The 26,934-nt window shown below is 38.0% G+C and carries 27 protein-coding genes; 3 read left to right on the forward strand and 24 right to left on the reverse strand.

Annotation, left to right across the window (positions count from 1 at the left end; translation table 11 throughout):
• Window positions 1–5: 5 nt before the first annotated feature.
• From rbsD to AC3G7N_RS09600, 11 genes are all read right to left on the reverse strand, one after another.
• Window positions 6–401: a D-ribose pyranase gene (rbsD, locus tag AC3G7N_RS09550; protein ID WP_489421927.1), complete on the reverse strand. Its 396-nt coding sequence runs from the start codon at window positions 399–401 to the stop codon at window positions 6–8.
• Entirely contained in the window at window positions 402–1,289 is an 888-nt protein-coding gene (rbsK, locus tag AC3G7N_RS09555) for a ribokinase (RefSeq protein WP_489421928.1), read from the reverse strand. It lies immediately after the preceding gene.
• Between the two features lie 4 nt (window positions 1,290–1,293).
• Window positions 1,294–2,280 carry a LacI family DNA-binding transcriptional regulator gene (locus AC3G7N_RS09560; protein WP_489421929.1) on the reverse strand — a complete coding sequence of 329 codons (987 nt, stop codon included), beginning with the start codon at window positions 2,278–2,280 and terminating at the stop codon, window positions 1,294–1,296.
• Between the two features lie 209 nt (window positions 2,281–2,489).
• Window positions 2,490–3,332, reverse strand: a complete 843-nt coding sequence (gene proC / locus AC3G7N_RS09565) for a pyrroline-5-carboxylate reductase (RefSeq protein ID WP_489421930.1) — start codon at window positions 3,330–3,332, stop codon at window positions 2,490–2,492.
• 299 nt (window positions 3,333–3,631) lie between these two features.
• A complete protein-coding gene (locus AC3G7N_RS09570; RefSeq protein ID WP_489421931.1) occupies window positions 3,632–4,474 on the reverse strand; it encodes a halocarboxylic acid dehydrogenase DehI family protein in 843 nt (280 codons plus the stop codon).
• Window positions 4,475–4,538: 64 nt separating this feature from the next.
• Window positions 4,539–5,255, reverse strand: coding sequence for a YwaF family protein (locus AC3G7N_RS09575; RefSeq protein WP_489421932.1), 717 nt, complete (start codon window positions 5,253–5,255; stop codon window positions 4,539–4,541).
• A 97-nt stretch (window positions 5,256–5,352) separates the two neighbouring features.
• Complete coding sequence (locus tag AC3G7N_RS09580) at window positions 5,353–6,324, reverse strand: ABC transporter ATP-binding protein (RefSeq protein WP_489421933.1); 972 nt, start codon at window positions 6,322–6,324, stop codon at window positions 5,353–5,355.
• A 3-nt stretch (window positions 6,325–6,327) separates the two neighbouring features.
• Entirely contained in the window at window positions 6,328–7,341 is a 1,014-nt protein-coding gene (locus AC3G7N_RS09585; RefSeq protein WP_489421934.1) for an ABC transporter ATP-binding protein, read from the reverse strand.
• 14 nt (window positions 7,342–7,355) lie between these two features.
• Window positions 7,356–8,363: an oligopeptide ABC transporter permease gene (gene opp3C / locus AC3G7N_RS09590; RefSeq protein ID WP_489421935.1), complete on the reverse strand. Its 1,008-nt coding sequence runs from the start codon at window positions 8,361–8,363 to the stop codon at window positions 7,356–7,358.
• A complete protein-coding gene (opp3b, locus tag AC3G7N_RS09595) occupies window positions 8,360–9,292 on the reverse strand; it encodes an oligopeptide ABC transporter permease (protein ID WP_489421936.1) in 933 nt (310 codons plus the stop codon). The genes opp3C and opp3b overlap by 4 nt, the downstream gene beginning before the upstream one ends.
• Before the next feature lie 328 nt (window positions 9,293–9,620).
• On the reverse strand, window positions 9,621–11,279 hold the full coding sequence (locus AC3G7N_RS09600) for a peptide ABC transporter substrate-binding protein (RefSeq protein WP_489421937.1): 1,659 nt from the start codon (window positions 11,277–11,279) through the stop codon (window positions 9,621–9,623).
• A 359-nt stretch (window positions 11,280–11,638) separates the two neighbouring features.
• On the opposite strand from AC3G7N_RS09600, the gene AC3G7N_RS09605 reads away from it, so the two are divergent.
• Window positions 11,639–12,031, forward strand: coding sequence for a DUF3899 domain-containing protein (locus AC3G7N_RS09605; protein ID WP_489421938.1), 393 nt, complete (start codon window positions 11,639–11,641; stop codon window positions 12,029–12,031).
• A 109-nt stretch (window positions 12,032–12,140) separates the two neighbouring features.
• On the opposite strand, the gene AC3G7N_RS09610 is transcribed toward AC3G7N_RS09605, so the two are convergent.
• Window positions 12,141–12,752, reverse strand: a complete 612-nt coding sequence (locus AC3G7N_RS09610) for a 3'-5' exonuclease (protein WP_489421939.1) — start codon at window positions 12,750–12,752, stop codon at window positions 12,141–12,143.
• A gap of 175 nt (window positions 12,753–12,927) precedes the next feature.
• Here AC3G7N_RS09610 and AC3G7N_RS09615 point away from each other — a divergent pair, with 175 nt between their 5' ends.
• On the forward strand, window positions 12,928–13,899 hold the full coding sequence (locus AC3G7N_RS09615) for a S8 family peptidase (protein WP_489421940.1): 972 nt from the start codon (window positions 12,928–12,930) through the stop codon (window positions 13,897–13,899).
• A 102-nt stretch (window positions 13,900–14,001) separates the two neighbouring features.
• Here the strand turns inward: AC3G7N_RS09615 and AC3G7N_RS09620 are convergent, their stop codons facing one another.
• The 3 genes from AC3G7N_RS09620 to AC3G7N_RS09630 all read right to left on the reverse strand — a co-directional run bounded on the left by AC3G7N_RS09620 (window position 14,002) and on the right by AC3G7N_RS09630 (window position 16,963).
• Window positions 14,002–15,681: a M4 family metallopeptidase gene (locus AC3G7N_RS09620; RefSeq protein ID WP_489421941.1), complete on the reverse strand. Its 1,680-nt coding sequence runs from the start codon at window positions 15,679–15,681 to the stop codon at window positions 14,002–14,004.
• 159 nt (window positions 15,682–15,840) lie between these two features.
• Window positions 15,841–16,374, reverse strand: a complete 534-nt coding sequence (locus tag AC3G7N_RS09625) for a methylated-DNA--[protein]-cysteine S-methyltransferase (RefSeq protein WP_489421942.1) — start codon at window positions 16,372–16,374, stop codon at window positions 15,841–15,843.
• A gap of 22 nt (window positions 16,375–16,396) precedes the next feature.
• The gene (locus AC3G7N_RS09630; protein ID WP_489421943.1) at window positions 16,397–16,963 is read right to left on the reverse strand and encodes a bifunctional transcriptional activator/DNA repair enzyme AdaA; all 567 of its coding nucleotides are present in this window, start codon (window positions 16,961–16,963) and stop codon (window positions 16,397–16,399) included.
• Between the two features lie 145 nt (window positions 16,964–17,108).
• Between AC3G7N_RS09630 and AC3G7N_RS09635 the strand changes: the two genes are divergently transcribed.
• Entirely contained in the window at window positions 17,109–18,023 is a 915-nt protein-coding gene (locus AC3G7N_RS09635; RefSeq protein WP_489421944.1) for a DNA-3-methyladenine glycosylase family protein, read from the forward strand.
• A gap of 25 nt (window positions 18,024–18,048) precedes the next feature.
• On the opposite strand, the gene AC3G7N_RS09640 is transcribed toward AC3G7N_RS09635, so the two are convergent.
• The 9 genes from AC3G7N_RS09640 to AC3G7N_RS09680 form a co-directional block, all read right to left on the reverse strand.
• Window positions 18,049–18,243 carry a DUF3951 domain-containing protein gene (locus tag AC3G7N_RS09640; RefSeq protein WP_489421945.1) on the reverse strand — a complete coding sequence of 65 codons (195 nt, stop codon included), beginning with the start codon at window positions 18,241–18,243 and terminating at the stop codon, window positions 18,049–18,051.
• A 78-nt stretch (window positions 18,244–18,321) separates the two neighbouring features.
• Window positions 18,322–18,765, reverse strand: a complete 444-nt coding sequence (locus AC3G7N_RS09645) for a GNAT family N-acetyltransferase (protein ID WP_489421946.1) — start codon at window positions 18,763–18,765, stop codon at window positions 18,322–18,324.
• 240 nt (window positions 18,766–19,005) lie between these two features.
• Entirely contained in the window at window positions 19,006–19,758 is a 753-nt protein-coding gene (locus AC3G7N_RS09650) for a Bax inhibitor-1/YccA family protein (RefSeq protein ID WP_489421947.1), read from the reverse strand.
• Window positions 19,759–19,842: 84 nt separating this feature from the next.
• Window positions 19,843–20,772 (reverse strand): DUF4349 domain-containing protein, encoded by a 930-nt coding sequence (locus AC3G7N_RS09655; RefSeq protein WP_489421948.1) that lies wholly within the window; start codon window positions 20,770–20,772, stop codon window positions 19,843–19,845.
• A 299-nt stretch (window positions 20,773–21,071) separates the two neighbouring features.
• On the reverse strand, window positions 21,072–21,293 hold the full coding sequence (locus AC3G7N_RS09660) for a hypothetical protein (RefSeq protein ID WP_489421949.1): 222 nt from the start codon (window positions 21,291–21,293) through the stop codon (window positions 21,072–21,074).
• A gap of 559 nt (window positions 21,294–21,852) precedes the next feature.
• Window positions 21,853–23,145: a M20 family metallo-hydrolase gene (locus AC3G7N_RS09665; RefSeq protein ID WP_489421950.1), complete on the reverse strand. Its 1,293-nt coding sequence runs from the start codon at window positions 23,143–23,145 to the stop codon at window positions 21,853–21,855.
• A gap of 251 nt (window positions 23,146–23,396) precedes the next feature.
• The gene (locus AC3G7N_RS09670) at window positions 23,397–24,587 is read right to left on the reverse strand and encodes a hypothetical protein (RefSeq protein WP_489421951.1); all 1,191 of its coding nucleotides are present in this window, start codon (window positions 24,585–24,587) and stop codon (window positions 23,397–23,399) included.
• Window positions 24,588–24,872: 285 nt separating this feature from the next.
• Entirely contained in the window at window positions 24,873–25,034 is a 162-nt protein-coding gene (locus tag AC3G7N_RS09675; RefSeq protein WP_489421952.1) for a hypothetical protein, read from the reverse strand.
• A 79-nt stretch (window positions 25,035–25,113) separates the two neighbouring features.
• Window positions 25,114–26,658, reverse strand: a complete 1,545-nt coding sequence (locus AC3G7N_RS09680; RefSeq protein WP_489421953.1) for a multicopper oxidase family protein — start codon at window positions 26,656–26,658, stop codon at window positions 25,114–25,116.
• Window positions 26,659–26,934 lie beyond the last annotated feature (276 nt).

A 26,934-nucleotide genomic window follows, 5' to 3' on the forward strand; every position in this document is an offset into this window, starting at 1 on the left:
TTCATTTAAAAAATTACGCCCGCATGCAATACGACATTTGCATAAGGTGTTGCTTCCCCTGTACGAATCACAGCCTTTGCACGTGGAATAGCCGCTTTTAAATCCTCGTGTGACACGTACTCAATCGGAATATTTCGATAGGATGTTTTAACTTTTTTAAGCAATTGATGATTTTCACTCTTAACTTCTGTTGCCATTGTCAAGTTCTCCACTTCCATATCATCCAGTACTGCTTGTAACACTGACCAGAAGCTTGGTGTTCCGAGTGAAATTGATAGATCAATACACTGTACATCTTCTGATATTGGCAGTCCACAATCTGCGATAATAATTGTATCTGTATGTCCGATGCGTGCAAGTACTGCTGCAATTTCTCGATTTAGAATGCCTGACTTCTTCAATTACTTAACGTGCCCCCTTAAAAATCCTTCTACTTCCTTCACTGTTGGCATACCGCCCTGTGCACCAATCTTTGTTATGGATAAAGCAGCGGCAGCATTTGCAAACATAATTGCGTCACTGAGTTTCTCGCCATTTCCAAGTTTAAGAGCGAGAGCACCGTTGAATGTATCACCTGCTCCAGTTGTATCTATTACTTCTACATGATGACTTGGTAGATATTTTCTTTCATTATCTTCAAAAAATTGTACGCCACTATCCCCACATGTTGTGATGATTTTCATATTAGAAGAAGTATTAACATGCTGTTTCATTGACTCCATTTCAATTTCGTTAGGGGTTAGATACGTTACTTTCTCCAATAATTCAATTGGCAAATCTTGATAAGGTGCAGGGTTAACAACCACTGGAATATTACATGCATGAGCAAGACTGGTAGCGTACATAACTGTCTCAAATGGAATTTCTAGTTGAAGTAAAAGTACATCACTATCTTCAATTAAGGATCGGTGAAGTTCTACTACTGCTGGTGTTACCATTCGATTCGCACCAGATGCAACTATAATTCGGTTATCATTTTCCGTCAGAATAATATTTGCTATCCCTGTGGCTGTATCAGGAATTGTCTGAATCCCATTTACTGAAACTCCCTCTGATTTAAGATGCTTTAAAAGCGTTTCACCAAAAGGATCATTACCAACTGCTCCTATCATGTTTACACTCGCACCAAGCCGGGCAGCAGCAACTGCTTGATTCGCACCCTTTCCTCCAGGGTAGGTAGCAAAATCTCCACCAATAGTGGTTTCCCCCTGCATCGGCATTTCCTTGGTGGAAACAGTTAAATCCATATTAATACTTCCTACCACACAGACAGTTGGCTTGTTAAGCATGTGATTACCTCCTTGCTTTTGTTGATTGACGCTCTATTAGTTGCACAGACAATTCTTCATTCTGGGGTGTGTAGCCTGGTTCATTAATTTGATGTATTAACATTTCGGCAGCACGTGCACCTATCTCATATATTGGCTGTGCCATCGTTGTAAGTGAAGGTGTGGTCGTTTTTCCAAGGGCAATTCCATCGTATCCAATGATTGATAATTCCTCAGGTACACGTATACCTAATGCTTCAGCAGCCTTAAGCGCACCTACACCCATCACATCATTCGCAACAAATATCCCGTCAATTTCTGGATGGGCCTTAAGCAAAGTTGTAGTTGCTTCCATTGCCTTTTCAAAATTGTACTCACCTGATGCAATATAACTGGACAAAAACCATTCTGTATTCTTTACTTCATCTAAATATCCTCGCATCCGCTGCGTTGTATTGCTGACATAATCCGGACCACATAAATGTGCAATACGCTTACATCCCGTTGCCTTTAGATGCCGAACAGCCTCTCTTGCACCTACACGATTATTAACCGTAACTGATGGTAAACTAGAACTTAACTTACGATCCAGGGCAATTATCGGCGTATCAATTTTATTTAAATAGTTATTTGTTATGGAACTCGATACCACTATAATTCCATCAACTGACTTTTGTTGCAGCGCGTTCAAATAAGTCAATTCTTTTTCAATACTGTCATCAGTATTACAAAGCACAAATGTATAGCCGTGGCGATTCGTCATATCCTCTACAGCACGTGCGAGCTCAGGAAAGAACGGATTCATAATATCAGGAACAAATAATGCAATCATTTTCGAACGTCCTTTAAAAAGGCTTCTCGCTACATCGTTCGGCCGATAATTCAACTTCTCAATTGATTCATTCACACGCACCTTGGTTGAATGATTCACATAACCATTACTATTTAATACTCGAGAAACAGTAGCCGTTGAAACATTCGCAAGCTTTGCTACATCCTTAATGGTAGCCATATTAAAACCACTTTCTGAATAGAATATAATCCCACGCAATGTGTAACCCGTTACATATTGCTGAAAATAAAAAACATATAAAACATTTTATTTTATGTAACCCGTTACACATGCAATGATAAAGCGTTTTCATTCACTAGTCAATACCAAATTGCAAAAAAACTGGACATAAGCACCATGCTTATGTCCTGATCTGATTTATATGTGACTTAGGAAGGAACTAAAACGCCATCGAGTTCTTTACTGATTTCTTTTGAACGTTTTGCTGCATTGTTTACGGCTTGAGTAATGGCTTCCCCACCATTGTGTTTCTTCAGGGCATCTAATCCTGCTGCAGTCGTACCATTTGGTGAAACGATATTGTCAATTAATTCAGCAGGGGCTTCATCATTTTCCATAATCATTTTTGCCGCGCCGTAAACCGTTTGTGCAGCAATTTTTCTAGCCATTTTGTCGTCCATTCCGCTTACTTTTCCGATGTTCTCCATTTGTTCCATCAAATAATAGAAATAAGCTGGACCGCTTCCTGCTATACCAGTAAAGATATCCATTTGATCTTCCTTAATGACATAAACTTTCCCCATACATTCAAGCAGTTCCTTTATCGCATTAGCATTATGATCACTGGTATGCGTACCCAATGACATTGCTGTAGCAGATTCTTGAATCATACTTGACGTATTTGGCATAACACGAATTACTTCTTGCCCGGTGTTCAGTCTTTCTTCCATATAAGAAGTAGATATGCCTGCTAACACCGAAATTACTACCTGATTACTAGGAAGCAAATCTTTTATTGTAGAAAGTGTTTTTTCTGCTCCTTTTGGCTTCATAGCTAAAATTAGAAAGTCAATCTCATTGTACGGTAATTCTGCTATTGAGGCAGTTCTTACTCCATATTTATCTTCCAGTATATTTAAACGATCGTAATTGCATTTGTTTGTCACAATGATTTGATTAGCTGGTACTTTTTCCGTTTGGATCATTCCAGATATCATTGCTTCTGCCATATTACCGGCACCTAAAAATGCGATTGTTTTTTGTTTTAACATGTAAATCATCCTCATTTGTTTTGATTTCCGTTTGTACTTTCAACCTTTGTATCGTAACATCTGTGTATTTAGTTTCAAGGGGTATACGGAAATTGATGCGTATAAGCTCCAAATAGTTAGAGAAAGCGCTACCATTTGATTTTGAGAGCCACTAAATCATTCCACATCGCTTTTAATCACTTCATATCGCCGAAATTGGAGGAAAGATTTTGGTGAATGAGGCATGCAAGCTAACATCTTACAAAAAAATTCACTTCCTATATGAAATGTGGGAAGTGAAAATATTGCTCATCATCTTCTTATTTACTCTCAATCATCCTTCTAAAAAACTCTCCTTCAATAATCAAGCTCGGAAGAATGCTTTGAAACATCGAAACGATGCCCATTATGCCCGCAATTTCTCTTGGATTATAATAATGATGTAAGAAATCAGGATCAATTGTAACTGAAAATGGCATTTCATCGTGTGCCATATTAATAGCTTTCGTTTTAAGTTCAGATTCCAACAAAATGTATTCCTTTGAACCGACATAGGGCCTTAAATTTTTCCAGCTTTCTTCTAAGAACACTGGAAAATTTGCTAATGCACGGTAATCACTTGCTGCATCATACGCATGATGCTTTTTCATAATATCTAAAAGCAAATCGTGAACTGGTGGCGTTGTTTGATTTATTTTTACTAAATGTATGTTTGGTAAGCCTTGAATGATTCCAGGGCTAATAAACTCTCCATATGCTTCTATACCTTTGATTGGTCGATTACTTAAACTTTCTTTCCAAGCGCTCGCAATTAAGAGTAATTTTGGATTCACATAATTAAAGGTGAAAACAACCCTCCTAATTCTTTCAATCGTTGCTGCATCATAAACCTCTGCCCAATTGAATGGAGGCGCGTTAAGCGAAATGTCTGGATACATCAAGTTTTCAGCAGCTTTTTCCATTTCAGTTGTCAGCATATTCAACCTCACTTGTCCCCACGCAGTCATTAGAAACTTTTCGTAGAATGCTAGTGTGCGAAACATAAAATTAACAATCGGTACCTTCAAGATAAACTGGATATCCTTATATAGATTACCAAGGTTTCCTGTTACTTCATATTCATAAATTTCTGGTATACCATACTCCATTTTTGGTCCATTCACTCCTCCAAATAATCTTCATATTGTACATTTATATGATGAAGGTTAGACCGAGTGAAACTTTTCCTTAGTCCCTTTTCTTCATATAGTATTGTACTAGGAATGGTAGGTATAAAATAAGGAAAGAAATTAATGTTACTAATTCCAAAGACAGTATATACCAAGGGTAATCGCCCAAGTAATCAATTAAGCTAGGATTAGACGGTTTTCTTGCTAAAAACATATAATTTCCACCTGTTGCTTTATTCATGAAAAAAACAAAAAAGGCAATTAAATTTAAACCCAGCATTGATTTCCAAACTGACTTGAAAGTTGGTTTGTACTTTACTACAAAGACCATATAGGTTGATGCTAAAACAATTGATATGTGCGCGGTGAAAAATTGGAAATAGCGAAAGTGCGGGAAATCATAAAACAACTCCGGTGTTAATAAGGCCTGCATGGCTCCTCCTATCCCCAAAAAGAAGGCTATTTCAAACAGAAAGTACTTTTTTGTGAATAACATAAAAACACTTAGATATAAAGATATGGAGCATAGTTGTAAAGGTAAGGTATGCGCTATATCCCAAACCCCATTAAGCAAATACCATATATTTAATGTTAACTCTGAACCAACTAAACCTAAAAGAATAAAGGCTTTTATATAGCTGACACGGCTACTATTTCTGAAATAATAAAGCATCATTATACTTACAATGGTACTAACTAACATGGCTATATGGGGAAGAGAAAATAGAGTAAAGTAATCACCTTCATAATTATAATTAAAATAGTTACTTAGCAACTTAACCCATCCCTAATAATCATATTTCATCTATTTTATATGAAGCAGAAAAAGCGTTGACTGCAAAATAATCCAGTAGCAACGCTTTTTATATATTTTACTGGCTATAAAGATGACAAGCTACAAAGTGATCTGGTTTTACCTCTTGCCATTCCGGCTTAACTTCAGCACAAATATCTTTGGCGACAGGGCAACGTGTACGAAAACGGCAGCCACTTGGAGGATTTACGGGATCTGGAACATCCCCTGTTAAAATAACACGTTCACGCGACCTTTCTATTTCCGGGTTAGGTACGGGAATAGCGGATAATAGGGCTTGGGTGTAGGGATGCAAAGGATCGTCATATAGCTCCTCGCTATCGGCTAATTCTACAAGGTTCCCTAAGTACATGACTGCTATCCGATCGCTGATGTGTTTAACCATGGATAAGTCATGGGCAATAAATAAATAGGTTAATCCCTTATCCACTTGCAGCTCTTTTAATAAGTTGACAATTTGGGCTTGTATGGAAACATCCAACGCTGCAATTGGTTCATCGGCAATAATACACTCAGGTTCTACGGCCAGTGCTCGTGCAATTCCTATACGTTGCCGTTGACCGCCACTAAACTCATGGGGGTACCGGTTAGCATGCTTTTTATTTAAACCTACCAATTCAAGCAGATCATGGACTTTAGCTCTTTTTTCTTCCTTTTTCAAATGAGAATCATGGTTACTGATCCCCTCTGATATAATCTCTAATACTGTCATTCTTGGATCAAGAGATGAATAGGGATCCTGAAAGATCATCTGCATTTTCTTTTTCAACTCTTTTATTTCCCTAGCTGACTTTTTGACTAAGATATCTTCCCCATTGTATATCACTTGTCCAGAGGTCGCATCGTATAGATGATTGATAGTTCGTCCTGCTGTTGACTTTCCGCAACCAGACTCTCCTACCAATCCTAATGTTTCACCTTTATAAATATCAAAGGAAATATCATCTACCGCTTTTAATACTTGCCTTTTTCCTATGCCGAAATGTTTTTTTAAATTTTTAACTTCAAGTAGCTTTTCTTTGTTTCTCATCCATTACCCTCCCACTTCATCAGGCCTTTTCACCCGAGGTGCACGTATATCTTCCAACCAACATGAGACGGTGTGTGTCTTTGAGACTGGGGTCTTATCGGGTGAAAAATCATGACATACTTCCATGACATGTGGACAACGAGCCGCAAAAGGACAGCCTTCTGGTAAATGAGCTAAGTCAGGTGGAGTACCTGAAATCGGAACCAGCGGTACGGAACGATTCGCATGTAATTGTGGCATAGATAATAGTAACCCCCATGTGTATGGATGTTTTGGTTCAAAGAAAATCTCATCTACCGTTCCTGTTTCGATAATTTCTCCAGCATACATCACCGCCACGCGTTGAGCCATATTAGCAACCACACCAAGATCATGGGTAATGATAATAATCGCTGTTCCGGTTTTCTTTTGTAGATCCTTCATCAGGTCTAAGATTTGAGCTTGAATGGTTACATCAAGGGCAGTCGTCGGTTCGTCAGCAATTAACACTTTAGGATTACAGGCCAGTGCTATAGCAATAACTACCCTCTGCCTCATGCCACCTGAAAACTGATGAGGATATTCCTTCATCCGTTCTTTGGCATTAGGAATACCGACAAGTTCGAGCAGATCCTTAGCTTTTCTGGATGCTTCTTTCTTCCCCAGTTCTTGATGCTTTTTTAATCCCTCCATGATTTGTTTCCCAACAGGCATGGTAGGATTTAGTGAAGTCATGGGATCTTGGAAGACCATTGAAATTTCGGATCCACGGATTTTCTCCATTTCTTTTTCGCTGTATTTCAGTAAATCTTTTCCTTCATAAAGGATTTGACCGTTTTTAATAAAACTGTTTTTTTGGGGAAGTACTCTTATTAGGCTTTTCGCAGTCACTGATTTACCTGAACCAGATTCTCCAACAATTGCTAATGTTTCTCCTTTTTCCAATTCAAAGCTTACACCTCGTGTCGCCTTCACCTCCCCATCGTGGGTTCGAAAGGAAACGTGAAGTCCATCTATATCTAATACTTTATCTGCCATAATTGTCCCCCTCCTTATCTCCTCATTTTAGGATCTAGGGCATCCCGTAGTCCATCAGCTAAGAGGTTAAAGCTAATCATAATGGCACTAATAACGATCGCCGGAAATAATAATTTATAGGGAAAGAAGCGCATCGATTTATAACCATCTTCGATTAAGACACCTAAAGAGGCTAAAGGGGGTTGTAACCCAAGCCCTATAAAACTCAAGAATGCTTCAAAAAAGATAGCAGTTGGAATGGTAAACATTAAGGTTACAATAATTGGCCCCATAACATTAGGAATTAAATGTTTCCATATTATCTTTCTATTTGAAGAACCTAAGTTGCGAGCAGCTAAGATGAATTCTTGCCCCTTCAGCTGTAAAATCTGTCCTCGAACGACACGCGCCATACCTACCCACCCCGTAATAATCATAGCTATAATAATGGAGGTAATACCTGGCTCAAGAATGATGATAAATAAAATAATAACAACTAAATTTGGAATTCCCATGAGAACTTCTATGATCCGTTGCATGAAATTGTCAACACGCCCACCATAAAAGGAAGAAATCCCACCATAAACTACACCTATAATTAAATCTAATAGCGCAGCAACAAGAGCGATAAATAAAGAAATTTGTGTACCTTTCCATACTCTAGTCCATAAATCACGACCAAATTCATCCGTACCAAACCAAGATGCTTCGGTGATCCCTCTATTCTGATATTGGTTCGTTCCGTTAACATCCTCGCCATTAAATCCCAGCCATTCTAAACCAGGTACAAGAGGAGGCAAGTTAGAACGCATCAGGTCCTGATCAACGTATGAATATTCATTCATAACAGGTCCAGCTAATGCAATCACGATCAGGAACATAATAGTAATAAGTCCCAAAAAAGCTCCCTTATTTTTTCTTAACCTTCTCCAAGCTTCTTTCCAAAAAGTTACAGGAGGACCCGCAATCTCTTCCCTTTTACTAGAATCAATTGGAGATGGGACAAACATATCCTGGGTAATTTCCCTTTTTCCTGGCCTCATTTCTTATGACCCCCTTTTATACTGATTCGTGGGTCAATAATTCCATATAAGATATCTACTAACAAAACAACTCCGATAAATAGGGCACTGTACATCAATGTAATGCCCATAATGACACTATAATCATTCACTAATACGGACTTCGTGAATTGCTCTCCGAGACCAGGCACTGCGAATATTTTTTCTATGACCAGCGTTCCTGTCATGATCGCTACAGCTAAAGGTCCAAGCATGGTCACAACAGGAATAATAGCATTGCGAATGACATGTTTAAATACAACACCCTTTTCAGTGATACCTTTTGCTTTAGCCGTTACAATATAATCTTGTCCCAGCACTTCCAACATTTCTGTTCGAATAAAACGGGCCACCGTAGCAACAACCATAACGGAAAGAGCAATAGAAGGCATAATGGTATATTCATATCCTTGCCACAGCGCTGCCGGCAACCAACCCAGTCTTACTCCGATATAATATTGCATCAATGCAGCAAAGACAAAGGATGGAACGGACATTCCAAGTACAGCGATAAACACGGATCCATAATCTAAAAAACTATTATGCTTTAAAGCTGAAATAATTCCGAGAATTAAACCAACTAGCGTTCCAAAAACTAGGGCCTGAAACCCAATCAGGGCTGAGGGACCAATTCGACCACTGAGAATGCTGTTCACTGAACGCCCATCATATTGATAGGAGAGACCCAGATCACCTGTTACTAGGTTTCCTACATATTTTAAATACTGAATCGCTACTGGTTTATCTAGTCCATATTTTTCATTCATTAAAATCAACTGTTGTTCGGATAACTTTTCTGGATTACTGAATGGTGTACCTGGAAGAAGTTTGACGAGAAAAAAGGTAACCGATATTACGATAAACAAGGTTAAGAGCATATAACCTATACGTTGAACAATATAACCTTTCACAACCACACCTCACTTATCCTAACTTGTCTGTTAACTAGCAGAGGATGTTCAAAAAGTCACCAAATGATAAATGTCGAATCTCTTCGTTACTCGGTTTTTCCGGTCCTCACGTATTAAAGGCATAGAGGAGCTTCTACTAAAACCGTCAACGTCCTGTGGACAACGTAGAAGTCAGCACAACACGCGCAAGTCCGGTCCTCAAAACGCTCGTGCCTCGACCTTCTAATTTCTAATTCGGCGACTTTTTGAACGTACACTAGTAGAAAAATATAAGGATGCACCATCTATAGCATCCTTATTTTAAAATCTGCAATAATACTTTTTTATTTTATTCTTTGATATACGCCCATTTGAAACTAAATTCAGCACCACTTGGATGATAAGCTAGGTCTTTGACATACAGACGTTGTAGAACAGCATTGGTTACTTGATAAGCTGGCCCAATCGCCGCATCCTCGAATAACATTTTTTCAGCCTCTAACATCATTGCATAACGATCAGCAGGATTCTGCTCTGCATTTATCTCTTCTATAAGAGCATCATATTCAGGGTTGGAGTAACCCATTCTATTTGCGGAACCATCGGTGACCCACATTCCGAGATATGTCATTGGGTCATTGTAGTCTGGTCCCCATGAAGAAATTGAGATACCATAATCTACCGCTTTTTCTAATTCTAATCTTTGCTGGAAAGGAACAACCTTAATTTCGACTGTTAGTCCCGACAAATTTGTTTCTAGCTGATTTTTTAAATACTCCGCCGTTTTCATCATTGATTCATCATCTGAAGACAGTATAGAAATTGTCGCAGTTTCTTTACCAATTTCCTCTAGACCCTTATCTAAAAATGCTTGTGCCTCTTCAAACGTTCCTTGATTGAAAGGCCCATTTAATTCACGAAATTCTTCACCGTCCGGAGAAGCAGAGAATCCCTTTGGTACCAGTGCATATAAAGGCTTTGATCCATTGTTAAGAATGACGTCAGCATGAGCCTCCTTATCCCAACCCATGTCAATTGCACGCCGAATGTTTTCATTTCCTAAAGCTTCGAGGGTGTGATTAAAGCGAAGGAATCTAATTTCAGCGTCGTCTACAAAACTAAATGTTTCGTCGTTCTGATACTGATCAACAGTGGCTGCAGTTAGGTCTACACGATCAAGCTCATGTGTTTCATAAAGGTTTAATTCTGTTGAAGCTTCCTTTACCACAAATGTATTGATCTCTTCTAACTTCACTGTTTCGGCATCCCAGTAATCAGGGTTTTTCTTATATTGCCAGCTTTGATCGTGTTTCCATTCTGATAGAATAAATGGCCCGTTGTATAACATGTTGCTAGCTTCTAACGCATATTGGTCTCCTTGACTCTCAACAAATTCTTGATTTTGTGGTAGAAATGAAGGAAATGTTAAATTTTGTGGTAAGAGGGGATTAGGACCAGACAGTGTAACTTGAAGGGTTTTATCATCTAGTGCTTTAACCCCCAGTTCTTCAGCCTGCTTATCCCCATTTATAATATCTGTCGCATTAAGAATCTTTGCAGTTTCAAACATACTTGCATAGTGTCCTGTATCTTTAAATATTCTTTGCCAAGCGTAAACGAAGTCATGAGCAGTAACAGGGTCACCATTGCTCCACTTCGCGTCACGAAGTGTAAACGTGTGCACCAGCCCATCTTCACTAGCCTGATGATCATTTGCGATAGCCAAAACTGCATTATGTTCTAATCCTAGTCTATACAGACCTTCCTTGACGTTGTTCAAAGCTGTAAATGAGACCCCATCATGAGCATGAACAGAATCCATCGTTGGAATTTCTGAACTCTCCGACATATTTAACACCTGTTCCACATCAGTTTCTTTCGCACCATCTTCCTTTGTTGCATCTGGAGTATCGGTACTTTCCTCTGTAGAATTAAAATTACAACCGGTGAGTACTAGACCTACAGTAACCATTAAAATCAACAGCTTGATCAACAACCGCTTCTTCATTCATTTTCCCCCTTGTTTTGTTACATGTTTTAGTGACTTACAGCATAGTGATACTAGAGGTTGTTCAAAAAGTCACCAAATGATAAACGGCGAATTTCTCCGCTTTGCTTGTCTTTCCGGTCTCGGGGACTACGCCTCCTCGAACTTCTTATTTCTAATTTGGCAACTTTTTGCACACGCACTACTAATATTACTTTTGATCCACATCTTTTGTATGGCCTAGTCAAGCTTTTTAGACTTATCTAACATTATGATGAAAATTTCAGATATATGTTATAAAGTGAAACTACAATCAGTGGGGTTATACTGCCCCTCAAACTGCCATAACAAATATCTAGCCTGAGTAGGTGACAGTCCTTATGTTTCATAAGACTCTAGTAATCATTTTTGCAACACTTTGTTTTTCAACTTTTGTCTCTTTTTTTCTTATGGATTATTCTATTTTTCTTATGGATTATTCTATTAATCTATTAGATTGGGTCAACAGTCTTTTCTATTGTTCACTTCTTCTGACTGTTATTGGCGGAGCAATGCTCGTTCTACAAGGGGGCTTTTTCAACGGAATGATAAGGAGTTCTAAACGATTCCTCCAAAAATCAAACCCTGTAGCTCGCGTATTGGATGATAGTGAAGGCACAAAAGAAGATACAAGACCTTACAGCGTATCATTTACTCTAACTTCTCCACTCTTGTTAGCAGGGTGCCTAGTATTAGTACTTTCTACTTTGTTTTCATGGGTTATTTCTTCTTAGTTAATGGAATGCTAGGGTTGGAACAATAGAAAAAAGGAAAGGGTATGCAACTATTTGCATACTCTTTCCTCTAAAAATTTAAAATGGATAGAATCTTAAATACCTATCACTAAAAATACATTCTTTTCCTACGTCTTTTCGAATTAATTTTAGGCGTAACATAGCCATGTTCATACATTCTACCTTTTTTCATGCTGCAAATTTTTACAAAATCATCAAGATTCACTGCATTGTGTTCCCTAATTGCTTTGATCAAAATTAACGCAGCTACACGTGCATCCTCTAATGCATGGTGATGCTCAAACAGGATATTATGGTGTGACGCCACAGTATTTAGCCGATGATTCATTAAATCTGGCCATATACGTTTCGAAATCTCCACTGTACACAAATATTCCATCTGAGGATATGTAAGATTGAAATAATCCAAAGTCTTTCGCAATACACTCATATCAAAACTAGCATTATGGGCTATAACAACATTACCTGTTAAATAGGACTCAAATTTTGGCCATATCTCAGCAAAAGTTGGTGCATCAATCACATCTGCTGCAGTGATACCATGAACCCGGATATTAAAAGAACTGAAATCCATAAGCGGGTTGATCAAACTATAGAACTCTTCAACTATCCCGGTTTCATTTGCAACGACAATACCTATCGCACATGGGCTGTGGCGCTTTTCATTTGCAGTCTCGAAATCTATTGAAATGAAATTCATGTGTCGCCTCCTTACTAGCATTCTATATAGATGTTTACAATTATATCATGAAATTCTACTTTTTCTCATTACCTACTTAGTAAATTTCCCTACTACTATTGTACCTATTCTAAAACAATCTGAAATGTTAGAATGTTAATAAGTATTTAATGATCTTGTACTGGGAGGGACAGAAATGAAAAACTGTTTTCAAGTAATTCCATATCAAGTGATTCAACAAGTTGACCAAGTCGAGAACGAAATCCCTAAAGGTGTTGAACTTATTCAGGCACCAAAAGTTTGGAATGGTACAAAGGGAAAAGGTATTACCATTGCAGTCCTTGATACAGGATGTGAAGTTGACCATCCCGATTTATCGGACCGTATCATTGGCGGAAAAAATTTCACAGATGACGATACGAGCGATCCGAAAAGTTTCATCGACTATGCTGGTCACGGTACTCATGTGGCTGGAACGATCGCTGCTAGTCAAAACGCTTCAGGTGTAACTGGAGTCGCTCCAGAAGCCAGCTTACTTATTGTAAAGGTACTCAACAAAAATGGTTCGGGTCAGTATGATTGGATCATTAATGGAATTAATTTTGCCATTGAACAAAAAGTAGATATTATTTCCATGTCTCTTGGAGGTCCGAATGACCATAAGGAACTTTATAAAGCAATCAAATCTGCAGTTGAGAACAATATCCTTGTTGTTTGTGCTGCAGGAAATGGTGGTGATGGCGATCATGCAACAGATGAATTCGCATACCCAGGATGTTATAATGAAGTTATCAGTGTAGGAGCTATTGATTTTGAGCGACGCTCCTCCGAGTTTACCAACTCCAATAATGAAGTGGATTTGGTAACACCAGGTGAAAAAATCTTATCCACATATTTGGATGGAAAATATGCCACCTTAAGCGGAACATCCATGTCAGCCCCACATGCTTCCGGAGCATTGGCATTAATAAAAATTTCGACAAACAACTATTTTGAACGAGAACTTTCAGAACCAGAACTTTATGCACAATTAATCAAACGAACTGTTCCCCTGGGGCTATCACCGATGCTCGAAGGAAATGGGCTTTTGTATTTAACTGCTCCTACCTATTTATCTAAAATTTTTGATCAAGAACTCAAATCGTCAGTTATGAAGGCATTGGAGTAAATAAAGGTTGAAAAGCTGGTCTCCCCGGGGAAGCCTTTGAAGCATTTTGCAAATAGAAAAACAGGTTGGCGAGAGAAACCGCCAACCTGTTTTTCTTCGGGGTTATTCCATAATACCTACTTCGTCAAACCCATTTGCTGCAGCTTGTGCTTCCACACTACCTTCACCGTATAAATCTACTGCTGATTGAATGACAGCATCACGAGCATTATTGAAATCAGAGTTTGGTGTTAGATAATGAACCAACGCCCGGTAATAAATATGACCGAGCTTGTCCTTGCCAATTTGTGTTCCGATAAGGTAAGCGGCATGGTTGGAGATTGAAGAATTTATATGAACGCCGCCGTTATCCAAGCTTCGTGGCAGGTCATAAAATTGATCCATATGAGATGGGTATGTTCCACTACCATCACCATATTCCCAGTAAGCCTCTGCAACCATATATTTATTTGGGTTAATTAAACTGCGAAGGGATGTTCTGCCTGAAGCAACTGCCTCATCTCCCATAATATCCTCGCCGAGTTCCCAATCTTCTTCATCGACTAACGCACCAAATATATCTGAAAAGGATTCGTTAAGAGCTCCGGATTGGAACTGGTATTTTAACCCTGCAGTATGAGTTGTCACGCCGTGTGTCATTTCATGGGCTGCAACATCAAGACCGGCCGAAAGCGAGATGAAATAATCACCATCACCGTCTCCGTAAGTCATTTGTTCGCCATTCCAGAAGGCGTTGTTATAATTTTCACCAAAGTGAACGGATGAGATGATAGCCATTCCTTCACCATCAATGGAATTTCGGTCATGCTCTTCAAGAAAGTATTTGTACACTTTTTCTGAATTGAAATGGGCATCGACAGCAGCTCGGTCGTATTCGTCATTAAAAGCAGCGTCTTTGTCTGAAAATAATTCACCTGGAAATGGCGCGTTCCACTGGTTGTTTAGGTCATATGTGCGAATACCTTCCAAGTTTTCATGTGAAACGTCGTTCAAGAAAAACATTGTGCCATTTTTATCCCCGGATACGTTCTTGTGAGAAATATGCAAATTGCGATGATCACCCAATACTCCAATGCCTGATCCTTTCGATTCCTTATATTGACCGACATCCATCAGTGTATTAATTTTGTCGATTACTTCTCCGCTACGTGCATCAACATATACATACCAGTTTCCCGGATTTTCACCAAGAAAGTTTACATTTGTCTTGTAAGCGAGATGATTTTCGCCTTGATGAGGATAAATAACTAACTCTGAAGTCGGCTCGTAAGGTAAATTATCAGGAGCAGCGACTTTATCCTTTGCTGTTTTTAAAGCTTGCTCTTTTGAAATGGAAGGCTTTGTCGGCAATTCAGCTTCATCAAGAGCTTTATTGTAATATCCGTTTACACTTTGAACTTTATCTTTTTTGTCATAGTGAACAATTACCTCACTTCCTTCAACTGGAACACCGTTCACCGATTGCTGCATACGAACATGTTTCATTCCGATTTTGTCTATTTTTGTATTCTTGACTTTGAATTGGCCTTTTCCTTTTTCCATGTTGAAAATTTCCTTGTTTTCACCAAGAAATTGTTTTGCATCATTCGTATTCGTGTGTTCCAGCTTTTTTTCTGTTACAAAGATGGGGACATTTAATTGTTTAGCAGTGGGCTTTTGCTTCTGCATCTCTTGTTGGATCAACTTAGCATCATTCTCTGTGATAGCTTGTCCACTTGAAACCAGCGGTGCGGTAATCATCGCAGCGGACATCACCATTGGTACAATCCATTTCTTTTTCATCAACGAATCCCTCCTCCAATACTATAATTTCAATTATAACGAGGAGGGAGATGATATGTAAGCACAATTCGACCTATTTTTTATATTTAGAAAATTAGTACATAAGTATAGGAAGGTAGCGTAATATAGTATGATGTACCGATATTTGTTCCATTTTGACTAGATGTCGACAACACCTCCATTTGCTTTTTCCAGTTGAAGTAATTCTTTCTTCATTTCCAAGCCACCACGATATCCAGTCAGCGCCCCATTTTTACCAATTACACGGTGACAAGGTACAGTGATGAGTAACGGATTAGCTCCGATGGCAGTTCCCACCGCACGTACCGCTAATGGCCTCTCGATCATTTTAGCAATTTGCGAATAGGTGTATGTTTTTCCATATGGTATTTGATTCAAAGCATTCCATATTTCTTGTTGAAAGACAGTACCTTGAACATCAACGGAAAACGAAAAGGTTTCGCGCTTACCTTGAAAATACTCGAGTAATTCTTTCTTATAGGGTTGCAGCAGTGCAGCATCCTCTATCAACTCAGGATGAAAGAACCGACGTATCGCCCATTCCTTTAATTCACAGAATGAACGATTTGGGGAACCAACATAACAAATTCCCTTTGCAGTTGCTGCAATATAAAATTGCCAATTATCACGTTCAAAAAGCGACCATCTAATAAGTTCTTTACTTGCTTTCATGTAACGTCTCCTTCCTTTTGGGTTATCCTTGGTGTTTCTTCCGGTATTCAGTCGGGGTTAAATTTGTTTTTTTCTTAAAAAGCGTTACAAAGTAAGCTGTATTCGGCAGACCAACTCCCATTCCAATATCCGTAACTGTTTTATTTGATGTCAAAAGATAATGAATCGCTCGATTTATCCGAAGCTGTTGTATATAATCAAGTGGACTAATTCCTTTTACTCGTTTAAATGTACGCTGTAAATGATAAGGACTACCGTGAGCATTTTCCGCTAAAACAGTTAAGGTGAGATGTTCCTGATAACTTTGATTAATAAATTCTACTATTTGCTCAATCCATTCTTCGTCAGGTAAATGTAATCCATTAGGTTTACACCTTTTACAAGCTCGAAAGTTTTCCGTTTGCGCGAGAATAGCGTTTTTAAAAATAAAAACATTTTTCTTATTTGGTACTCTAGATTTACAAGATGGCCTACAGAAGATTCCAGTGGTTTTAACGCCGTAAAAAAATGTATCATCATAGGATGCATCATTTTCTACAATGGCCTTCCAATATTCGTTCGAAATCTGCGGGTTCCTTACCGTTCTCAATTAATCACCTCACCCTTAAGTATACTCAGAACTGTTGAAAATGAAAGGTTTTGCGAAGGTAATAGCAAGATAACGAAATCATCAATGTACAAACTATGATACAACGATAGAGGTACAAAAAGTGAAAATTTTGAGGAGAATATATATGGACTGGGAAGACTCGAAAGAAACAATGAAGATTTCCACACCTAAAGAATTCAGCTTTACCGAAAACCTGAAATACCTATCTAGATCATCAAATGAATGTATGTTTACCATACTAGATAATAAAATTAATCGAGTAATACCTGTTGGTAATGAAACGCCTTTAGTTGAAGTTAGTGCCAATACTGATGACTTTATAACCGTGCGTTTTTTGGGAAATTCAACACCAAAAGAAAAATCAGTCAGGGCAGAAGTCGCAGAATACATCCAAGACTGGTTTGATTTAGAAACCGATTTACGTCCTTTTTATGAGCTTGCTGAAACGGATCTTCTGCTAAGTGAACCAGTATCCAATTTTTATGGTTTACGAACTATCGGCATACCAGATTTATTTGAAGCAATGGCCTGGGGAATTCTTGGACAACAAATAAACCTAACTTATGCCTATACCCTTAAAAGACGTTTAGTAGAGTCATTTGGAAAATATGTGGAGTGGGAGGATGAGAAATACTGGATATTCCCTTCAGCAGAAGATATTGGAAAGTTATCAATAGAAGATTTAGCTCCTTTGAAAATGACCATTAGGAAAAGTGAATACCTGGTTGATGTAGCGAAATTAATAGGAAATAACGAATTGACAAAGGAAATGTTACTGGAATCTAATGACTTTAAAAAAGCTGAAAAGATGCTTGTGAAAATTCGTGGGATTGGTCCTTGGACAGCCAACTATGTGTTGATGAGGTGCTTACGTTTCACGTCGGCATTTCCTATTGATGACGTTGGTTTACACAACGCCATTAAACTTATCTTAGGATTAGACAAGAAACCATCAAAGGAAACCATTTTAAAACTCTCCTCTAATTGGGCAAATTGGGAGTCCTATGCAACATTTTATCTGTGGCGGATGCTTTACTAAACTTATAGCGCCCTTTTCAGTGGCGCTATTCTTTAACATCAGATTCTTGTTCGTCCTGTTCCTCATTAAATTCATCCTCGGTTTGCCCAGCTATATAATCAAAAGGCGTATAAGAGTTATTGGGACGTTCTTTCTTTATAAATATCTTATAGGCAACAATGCAAATTAAAATCACCATTACAAAAACAAAGATTGCAGACGAATACGGTAAAAGTTCCATGTTCATGTCACCTCTTTTGCTTTTATATTTCCCTTTTAAAAATCATATCTACTACCTACCTTAATTCCTTCCCCATTATTACTTGAGGTTTTGTACCGGTATGACAACAACATTGTTCTTGATAGTTTGCCATTGTTGTTTTTTATAGAGGTTAATAGCTGGACTATTATCGTTCCATGTAGTCAATACAGAAGTTTTATGATTTACATGTCTCAACAAGTGATCATGTAGCAGGTTGCCAATGTCTCCTTGTCTACTTTTAGAATCAACTGCCAACTCCAGAAGTTCAAAACAATTACGTAACCATTTATTTCTTTCATCTTTTTCAAAATATTCTTCTAATTTTTCTCGATAAAATTGTCCCGGTATAGATGTATACCCATACGCAAAACCTGCAACTTTATTAGATTCATTTAAGTATTTTATTCCCTTGAACCCCGGATATGTTGAATGTTTTATAATAGTTTGTTTAGCTTCGTTGATATCTTCAGTTGATATCTTCAGAGGTATAGTCGTTATCAAGAAAAGCATTACAATATATCATAGATATTGCATCTAAATCTTTATCATTACCGTTAAAGATCCTAATGTTTTTTGAGTTAAGCATTATGTTCACCATTCTTTTGTATCGATGGTTTTAGATGCATACACCCGACATGTGCAGCGTGCTGCGTTTTAACGATATTATCCGCGAGATATGGTTTCCAATTTCTTTAGTAAACTGATAAATTTCCATATAGTCTCCTTCTAGGGGTAGGAACTTTACCGTCTAAGTTTTGCAATCAATCGCAGAATCTCAAGGTAAAGCCATACCAATGTCACCATTAAACCAAATGCTCCGTACCATTCCATGTATTTAGGTGCATTACGATTTGTTCCTTTTTGAATAAAGTCAAAATCAAGTACAAGGTTCAATGCCGCCACAATAACAATACCTACACTAATCAAAATGCCAATAGGGCCGCTACTGTGCAGGTATAAAACGTCACCCATGCCAAAAAGTCGCATAATAAAGGTTGCGAGGTAAGCAAGGAAAATAGCACCTGTCGCACATATGACCCCTAATCTGAACTTTTTTGTGACTTTAATCAGCCTGGTTTTAAACGCAACTAACATGACTAACAGAACGCCGAACGTTAACATTGCTGCCTGAACTGTAATCCCACTAAATTGCAATTCGTACATCGCTGAAATACCACCGATTACAAGACCTTCAGCCAGCGCGTAAGGAATGGAAGTAAATGGTGCTACTTTCGGAACAAATATAGTAATCAACGCAAGAATAAAGCCAACAATCAACCCTAGTATCAGTAATCCTGAAACTTCTGAACCATTACCACTAAAATACAGATTCCATATATAGGAAGCGGAAATAAAAAGCACAAAAAACATGATCATCGTTCGATTGACGGTTCCTTGAATTGTCATCGATGATGCACCATCATTTGTTACACGAAAAGATTTATCATTTAAAGCAGGATTTGATGTTCTTGTATACGAATTTGATCTAACCAATTCAATTCCTCCATCTTAAAGTTCCTCTTGCCTTATTATTTCGCCTTACATTTTGCTTTATTCCCCTTTTTCGTCCTCTATAATTTAATCACTCCGCTTATTCTTTGTACTTTTTTTGACTATCAAAAATGTAATCAAACCAATACATCCTAACACCAAAAGAATTGGTAGGTTTCCGAATAGGAAAACGAAAAGCCTAGAAAAAGTTGAGATAAGGAAATTAACACTTTTCAAAAATTGTTGCTTGGTTTTTTCCCATGTATTTAAATCATCTTCATTGATCCCTGAAATCGTTACATTATTTTCTTGAATTTGAATCGTAACCGTTGCTAGGTCAGCTTTATTTTGCAAATAGTTCATTCGACCCGTTATTTCTTCAATTTCTTCTTGGACTTTTGCTAAATCCTCAGAAATGGTTAAAAGATCTTCTGTTTTTTCCGCTTGCTCCATAAAAGAAAGTAGCCTATTCTCCACTACATGTTTAGATTTCAGACGTGATTCAAGATCAATATATTCCTCTGTCACGTCTTGCCCAGAGATTGAACTTTCCAGAACCTCACTACTACCTTCTTCGACCAGCTGAATAAATTCACGAAACTGATTCTGCGGTATTCGAATGGTCATCTGTCCATTCGTAGACCCTTCTTCGGAATCACCGTACATGTTTGATCCCACAATATATCCACCGCGATCTGATACTTTTGTTTGAATATCGTTTACAGCTTTTTGATAATGTTTTACCTGAATAGATAAATTGGCAGTATAAATAATTTTTCTATTTACCTTGCTTATTTCGACTTCTTTTGATTCAGTACCTTCTTGGGATTGTCTATCTTGTTGCTCGTTTGCAGAATCGGTTGTTCCTATAGGAGAACCACCAGATTCCTCTGTTATATTTTTTTCCATACTCTCAGCTGCTTTATCAGCCGATTCACTGCTTTGTTCTTCATTGCTACATGCTGCTAGGAAGATACTAAAACTAAAAACGATTATTATGATCAACCACTTTTTCACCTTGACCACTCCATCCCGTTCAACATCCCTCAGAATGAAGACATTTTCTGAGAGAAGCTAAACTGATTTTAGGTATAGACGGAATCCGCTGGAAAATGTTTCGTTAAAGATAAAAAAACTCTATAAATAATTTTGTTCACGATACACTATCCTGGTTTATAAGCTTGATCGTTAAATATGGATGCGACTATAATGTTAGTGTCCAAAATCTAATTCAAAATTCCGTTAGTTTATTCTAAAACTCCTTTTACTTCTAGTCTTAATACATTCGACTAAGACAAAACCACATACAATTCCACTTATAGCAGCGCTGCTTCTTCTAATTTAATTCTTTTCATTAAGACAGGAATTCCGAATAAAATACCGATAACAATTGGAAAGATAATGGCAAAACTAACTATCGGCAGAAACTTAAAGTTGTTTGCTGACTTTTCCCTAATATGTTCTTGGTACTCAAAGCCCGTTGTTACTATAAAGATCATGACCATGCTGTAAAGAAAAAGACTTAAGAATCGTTTCATTAGTGTTCCCTACTTCAGCCCAACTTTTTAGTCCATACTCATGTTTATGACGTTTTCCGTAAGAGCACCACTAATCTGCCCTTATTTTACTATTCGACATATAGGTACAAAAGCCTGCGATCAATATGGATTGATATTACAAAGCAAAAATAGAAACGAGTCCATTCTGAACTCGCTTCTATCCTATGTTAAAAACCCTCTTCATATTTACATAAACTACTTTAGTGCGATATGCACATTATGTTCGGCAAGATCCTTATTCGTCCAAGTATGGAATTTCCAGGAGCATCTTGTTTTACGATAACTGTCATTTTCATTACTGGATATGGATCACAATGAACCTTATATTATCCTTCGTCAGGAAAAGTGTAAGTGACGGTTTCTTCAAGAGTGGAAACACTACCTCACCAGTGACCTTTTCACCGCTCATTTCCATGTTTATCGTCCCCTCTTGATTATTGTTATTAAGCTTACGAATGATTTACTGCTGTAGATCACATTTTTTCGAATAGCTTTAACAAAATAAGAAGATAACATAAAACGTATTTCAAATGAAAAACTATTCCTTCATAACCCCTTCAACAAAATCTTTTAGCACATGTATTGTAGTCACTATATCACTCAGCGTTGACCACTCTTTCGGATTATGACTAATCCCATCTTTACTCCTGACAAACAGCATGGCAACCGGAATATGCATGCCAAGATTCATGGCATCATGACCGGCTCCACTTGGTATATACGCAGGATCTAAGCCGTATTTTGAAATGGAATTTGCTAATTTGTTTTGAAGTTCCTTTTTAATTGGGACAGGCTGTATTTTTGTGTTTTCCTTTACATTGATACGTATTCCCCTATTACCAGCAATATGTTCAGCTTCTTGAATAACCAATTGCAGTAGCTCGTCCCGTGTATCCTTATAGATGTCTCGAATATCGACATTCAACGTTACTTGTTGGGGGATCACATTAATGCCATTCGGAGATACATTAAGCTTGCCAACAGTTGCTACTGCTGTGTCACTTACTTTTTCAGGAAAACCCTCAACCTTTTGAATAAATTCAGCCGCCGCTATTAATGGATCTCTTCGACCAATCATTGGTGTATTTCCTGCATGTCCTGCTTCACCAGTAAAAGTGACTTCCAGCCATGCAGGACCTGCAATTCCACTAACAATCCCAACGGGGAGATTATCAATTTCGAGTTTTTTTCCTTGCTCAATATGGACTTCAATAAAAACTTCCAATTCTTTCAAATCTCTTTTTGCTTCCTTGAAGCCTTGAAGACTGCTTCCATATGCTTGAAGTACTCTTTCAAATGAATCGCCGTTATAGTCGACCATCTGTGTTTGTTTTGCATAATCACCATTTCCAGTCATCGCCATACTTCCGGTTAGTCCACTATTAAATCTCGAACCCTCTTCATCCGTAAAAATGATTATTTCATATGGTTTATTAGGAGAGAAATTCGTTTCTTTCCAAGCTGAAGCAACTTCCAGTGCAGCCAAAACCCCTACAGGACCATCAAAGTGGCCACCATTTGGTACGCTATCTAAGTGAGATCCAGAAGCAATTGCTGGAGAGTTATTATTGACTCCATCAATTCGACCAATTACATTTCCAGCACCATCCTCTGTCACCTTAATTCCAGCTTCGTTCATCCAATTTTTAACAAGTTGCTTCGCGCTTTTTTCTTCACTAGAAAAACCCGGACGCTTCACTCCACCATCTGAGGTAAATCCAATTTGTGAAAGTTCAAAAAGTCGTTTTGCAATTCTTTCTCCATTGATGCCAGAATAATCTAGTTGTCTATCGTAAGTCTTCATTAAATTTTTGAATAGGTCATTTGCCATTAAAATTCTCCTTTATGTGCGTGTTCAAAAAGGAGGATAAACATGACCGATAATTTCGAAGTAGCGCAGCTCCCCGTACCGGACTTACACAGGATGTGTTGACTTCTACGTTGTCCACAGGACGTGGGTGTTTTAGTAGAAGTTCCTCTACTCCCTTAATACGTGAGGAGACGATCTAGCACGCAGGAAAAGCAAGCTAACGAAGAAATTCGATGCGTCATTTTTACCGGACTTTTTGAACAACCTCTTTTTTATAAAAATCCTACAAAGATACCAGCCAATACGACTGAAACAATTGTAACTGTAATAAAACCAGCTACAAGCATTGGAGCTAGCATATGGCTCAATAAAACATCACGTTCTATTTTATCTTGCGTCAGAGAATTGACAACCTCTGTCGTAATAATATAATCAGCTGGAAATCCATAGAGTGCAGTTAAAGAAACTGCAAAAGCCATTTCCTTACTAACCTTTAACAACTTTCCAATAAAAAAAGAAAATAAATACATTCCGGTAACACCTAACACGATGCACCCAATTAACGGAAACAATAAATCCATCATCATACTTGGGGTAGCATTTTTTAAACCATCGAAAATATATAACATAAGTGCCATGATAGCAAAACCAAAACCATTTGCTTTTAGAAGTGCATGTCTTTCCAAAAATCCTACACTTCTAGCTATTACACCAAACAGTAAACAAAGCACAAAGGGACTAATTTCAACTATTGGTCCAAGTAAGGTCGAAACTAAGTAAGCCAGGAAACCAACAAAGGCTAGTCTGAAAAATTTAAAGTAATCAGTGTTATATTTTTCAGGTAGTTTATTAAATAACTTTAGTTCCTTTTGACCAGAAGTAGTTGAGGTCTCCTTTGCATCCTTCTCTACGATTAGCTCTCCATTTCTATACTTTTTGAGTAACTTGCTTCCTTCCTTTTTCAACATAATTGATGTTAAAGGATATCCAGCGAAACCTTGCAAAACATAGATGACAATGGCAAACACTCCTAGGCTTGTCAACCCTGCTGCTGATGCACCTTCCGACATGATTAAAGCGGATACTAGGCCGCCAACTAACGGCGGAATAGCTACAACTACCGTTTTAAATCCAAATAGAAAAGTTCCAATTCCAAATAAGACAGCAATAATTCCCAGTATACCCGATATGGCAATCAATATTGTTTTCCATTGATCCACTAATTCCTGCACAGATAACAAAGTTCCCATATTTGTGATTAATAAATAAATCAACATTACCGCCACAGTCGATGGAATACCTGCAAGTTCTACGATATCGGGCGGGAAAAACGTCCAGTAACCTAGTAAAAAAAGTACAGCACTGATAAAAATTGATGGCACCCACGCTTTCGTTCGAATCGCAACAATTTCACCAACAAACAGAATCAAAATAATAATAACCAATGCTAACATTTGAGACATATACAACTCCATCCTTTCTGCAATACAAACTCTATGATGTTATTTTGTTTTAACAAAGTTTTCAAAATAAAATTATTCTTTCTACATTATCACATAATAGATTAAGAGTATATAAATAATAGATTTAATTTTTTGTGATTTCCCGTGAGTTTCTATGGGACAATAGTCGTTTCAAAATAATTTAGAACTTCTGACACCTACCTACCACTTTTTTCGATATTAATAATAAGTATATAAAACAAAAGTGAAGAGCATATCAGCTCCTCACTTTTTGTATCGGTACTTCTAACTTGGATCATGTTCATCGTACGTTAGCCTTGTTACCTTAGTGGATTCTCCCTCTTCAATTTCAGATTGAGTTGCCTGTTTGTCCAGGGCATCCTCTGGGTCAACACCTGGGGCAACAACACTCTCACCGATTTTAGGCTTATTCTTCTTTTTATCCATCTAATAATCCCTCCAATTATTTCTTATTTTGTCTAAAAAACAGGGAATTATTATTTTGATTCTATTATCAGCCCAGTGATCATTTGTCGAGATCCAGACTCTTTGGATTAATAACTCTTAGTGGCCGCATCATGTCATAGTCCTCATGCTCTAAAATATGGCAATGCCAAACATAATCACCAGCATACGGAACAAATTTCATAATAAGTCGTGTAATTTGTGCAGAAGGGGCTGCTACAGTGTCTTTCCAACCCCGTTCGTTCGGTTCAGGAGCTATTGCCCGACCAGTGTATAGAATTCTGCCATCCTTATTATAACTATCTAGATCAAAAGGGCGACGATCTAAAATTTGAAATTGAATTAAATGAATATGAATCGGGTGTGTAAATCCTGTAATGTTTGTTAAAGCCCAGATTTCAGTTGATCCTAAATAAGGCTTTTCCGTAACCGGGTCCATCCATTTTTTATTATCCAATAGTAGTAATGGGCGCCCATATTTGTCAGTTGAACCGACAAGTTTTAAATTTCTGATTGCATTAATTTTATTATGTTTTAATGAAGGAATATTGGACAGCTTCTGGGGTATGTTGCTATGATCGTTTCCTGAAATAGGCAAGCTCACGGCGAATTGCATGATTTCATCTGTTTCGTCTTCAGGATTCGCATTTGGTCCAAGATCATTTTTCAACGTAATTGTTTTGCCATTATGCTTTGAAAAGTCAATGATTACATCAACTCGTTCCGCTGGTTCAATGGCTATTTTCTCCATTTTCACTGTTCTTTGTAATAGCCCTCCGTCCGATCCAATTTGATTAAAAGGCTGTTTTGATTCGAGGAATAATTGATATGCGCGCGTATTCGATGCGTTTAATATTCGAAAGCGATATTTCCGCGGTTCCACTTCAAAATATGGCCAAACCTTTCCGTTAACGAGTATCTTATCTCCAATAAAAAATGGATTGATTGAAGGATTGGGTAAATCACTTGCTGGATCACTTGGCTGCCTCGGATAGAAGAGAGAGCCATCCTTATTGAACGTTCGGTCCTGAATCACAAGCGGAACCTCATATTTTCCTTTCGGCAGATTTAATCTCTTTTCTTGTTCGTCGCGAATAATATACATCCCTGCAAGCCCTGCATACATATTGAGTCTGGTAATCCCCATAGCGTGATCGTGATACCAAAGCGTTGCAGCACGTTGCCTGTTTGGATATTCGTACACCTCCCTTTTGAAAAACGATCCTACCTCTTTAAAATTTTTAGTATACCACGCATCTGGATAGCCATCACTTTCCGGCCTGGTCTCACTCCCATGTAAATGAGTAACAGTCCGAACCTCCGGATGATTCGCTACCTCGTGTATCGACTTATCAACCGGGAGAATATGTTTCGTGGGTAGATTATTTATCCATTTTACTTGCACCGGCTCGCCCCTGTTAACATCAATCGTCGGACCTGGAAACTGGCGATTGTATCCCCATAAACGGGTTGGTTTTAGGTCCCGATGCAGTTTTTTTGTAAATTCTTCCATTTGCACCTCGAAGTATGCACCTTTTTCATTTTTCCGTTCCGACTTTAAAGTATTCATGATTGGTAACGGATCAACAAATTTTTTGAGTTTCATTCTTTTGGCTCCTGTCATTAGGTATTAATACAGTAGATGACAGGAGCACAATTAATGAACGGGCGGATTTACTAGTTCTATATATTTTTTTGAGAAACTTTATGGAATGAGGTCTTACGAATAACCCCTTACACCTATTAAAAAAAAAACAGAAAAGCTGCTCTCCATTCAGCGAAGTAATGAGCGACTTTTTAAAGAGCAAAGAGGGAGTATAATTTTTAGCGATTATCTGTCTAGCTCCAGCGCCTAGACACTCGAGACATAAGCAGTTCGCTT

This window comes from Virgibacillus carmonensis (genome assembly GCF_057836705.1).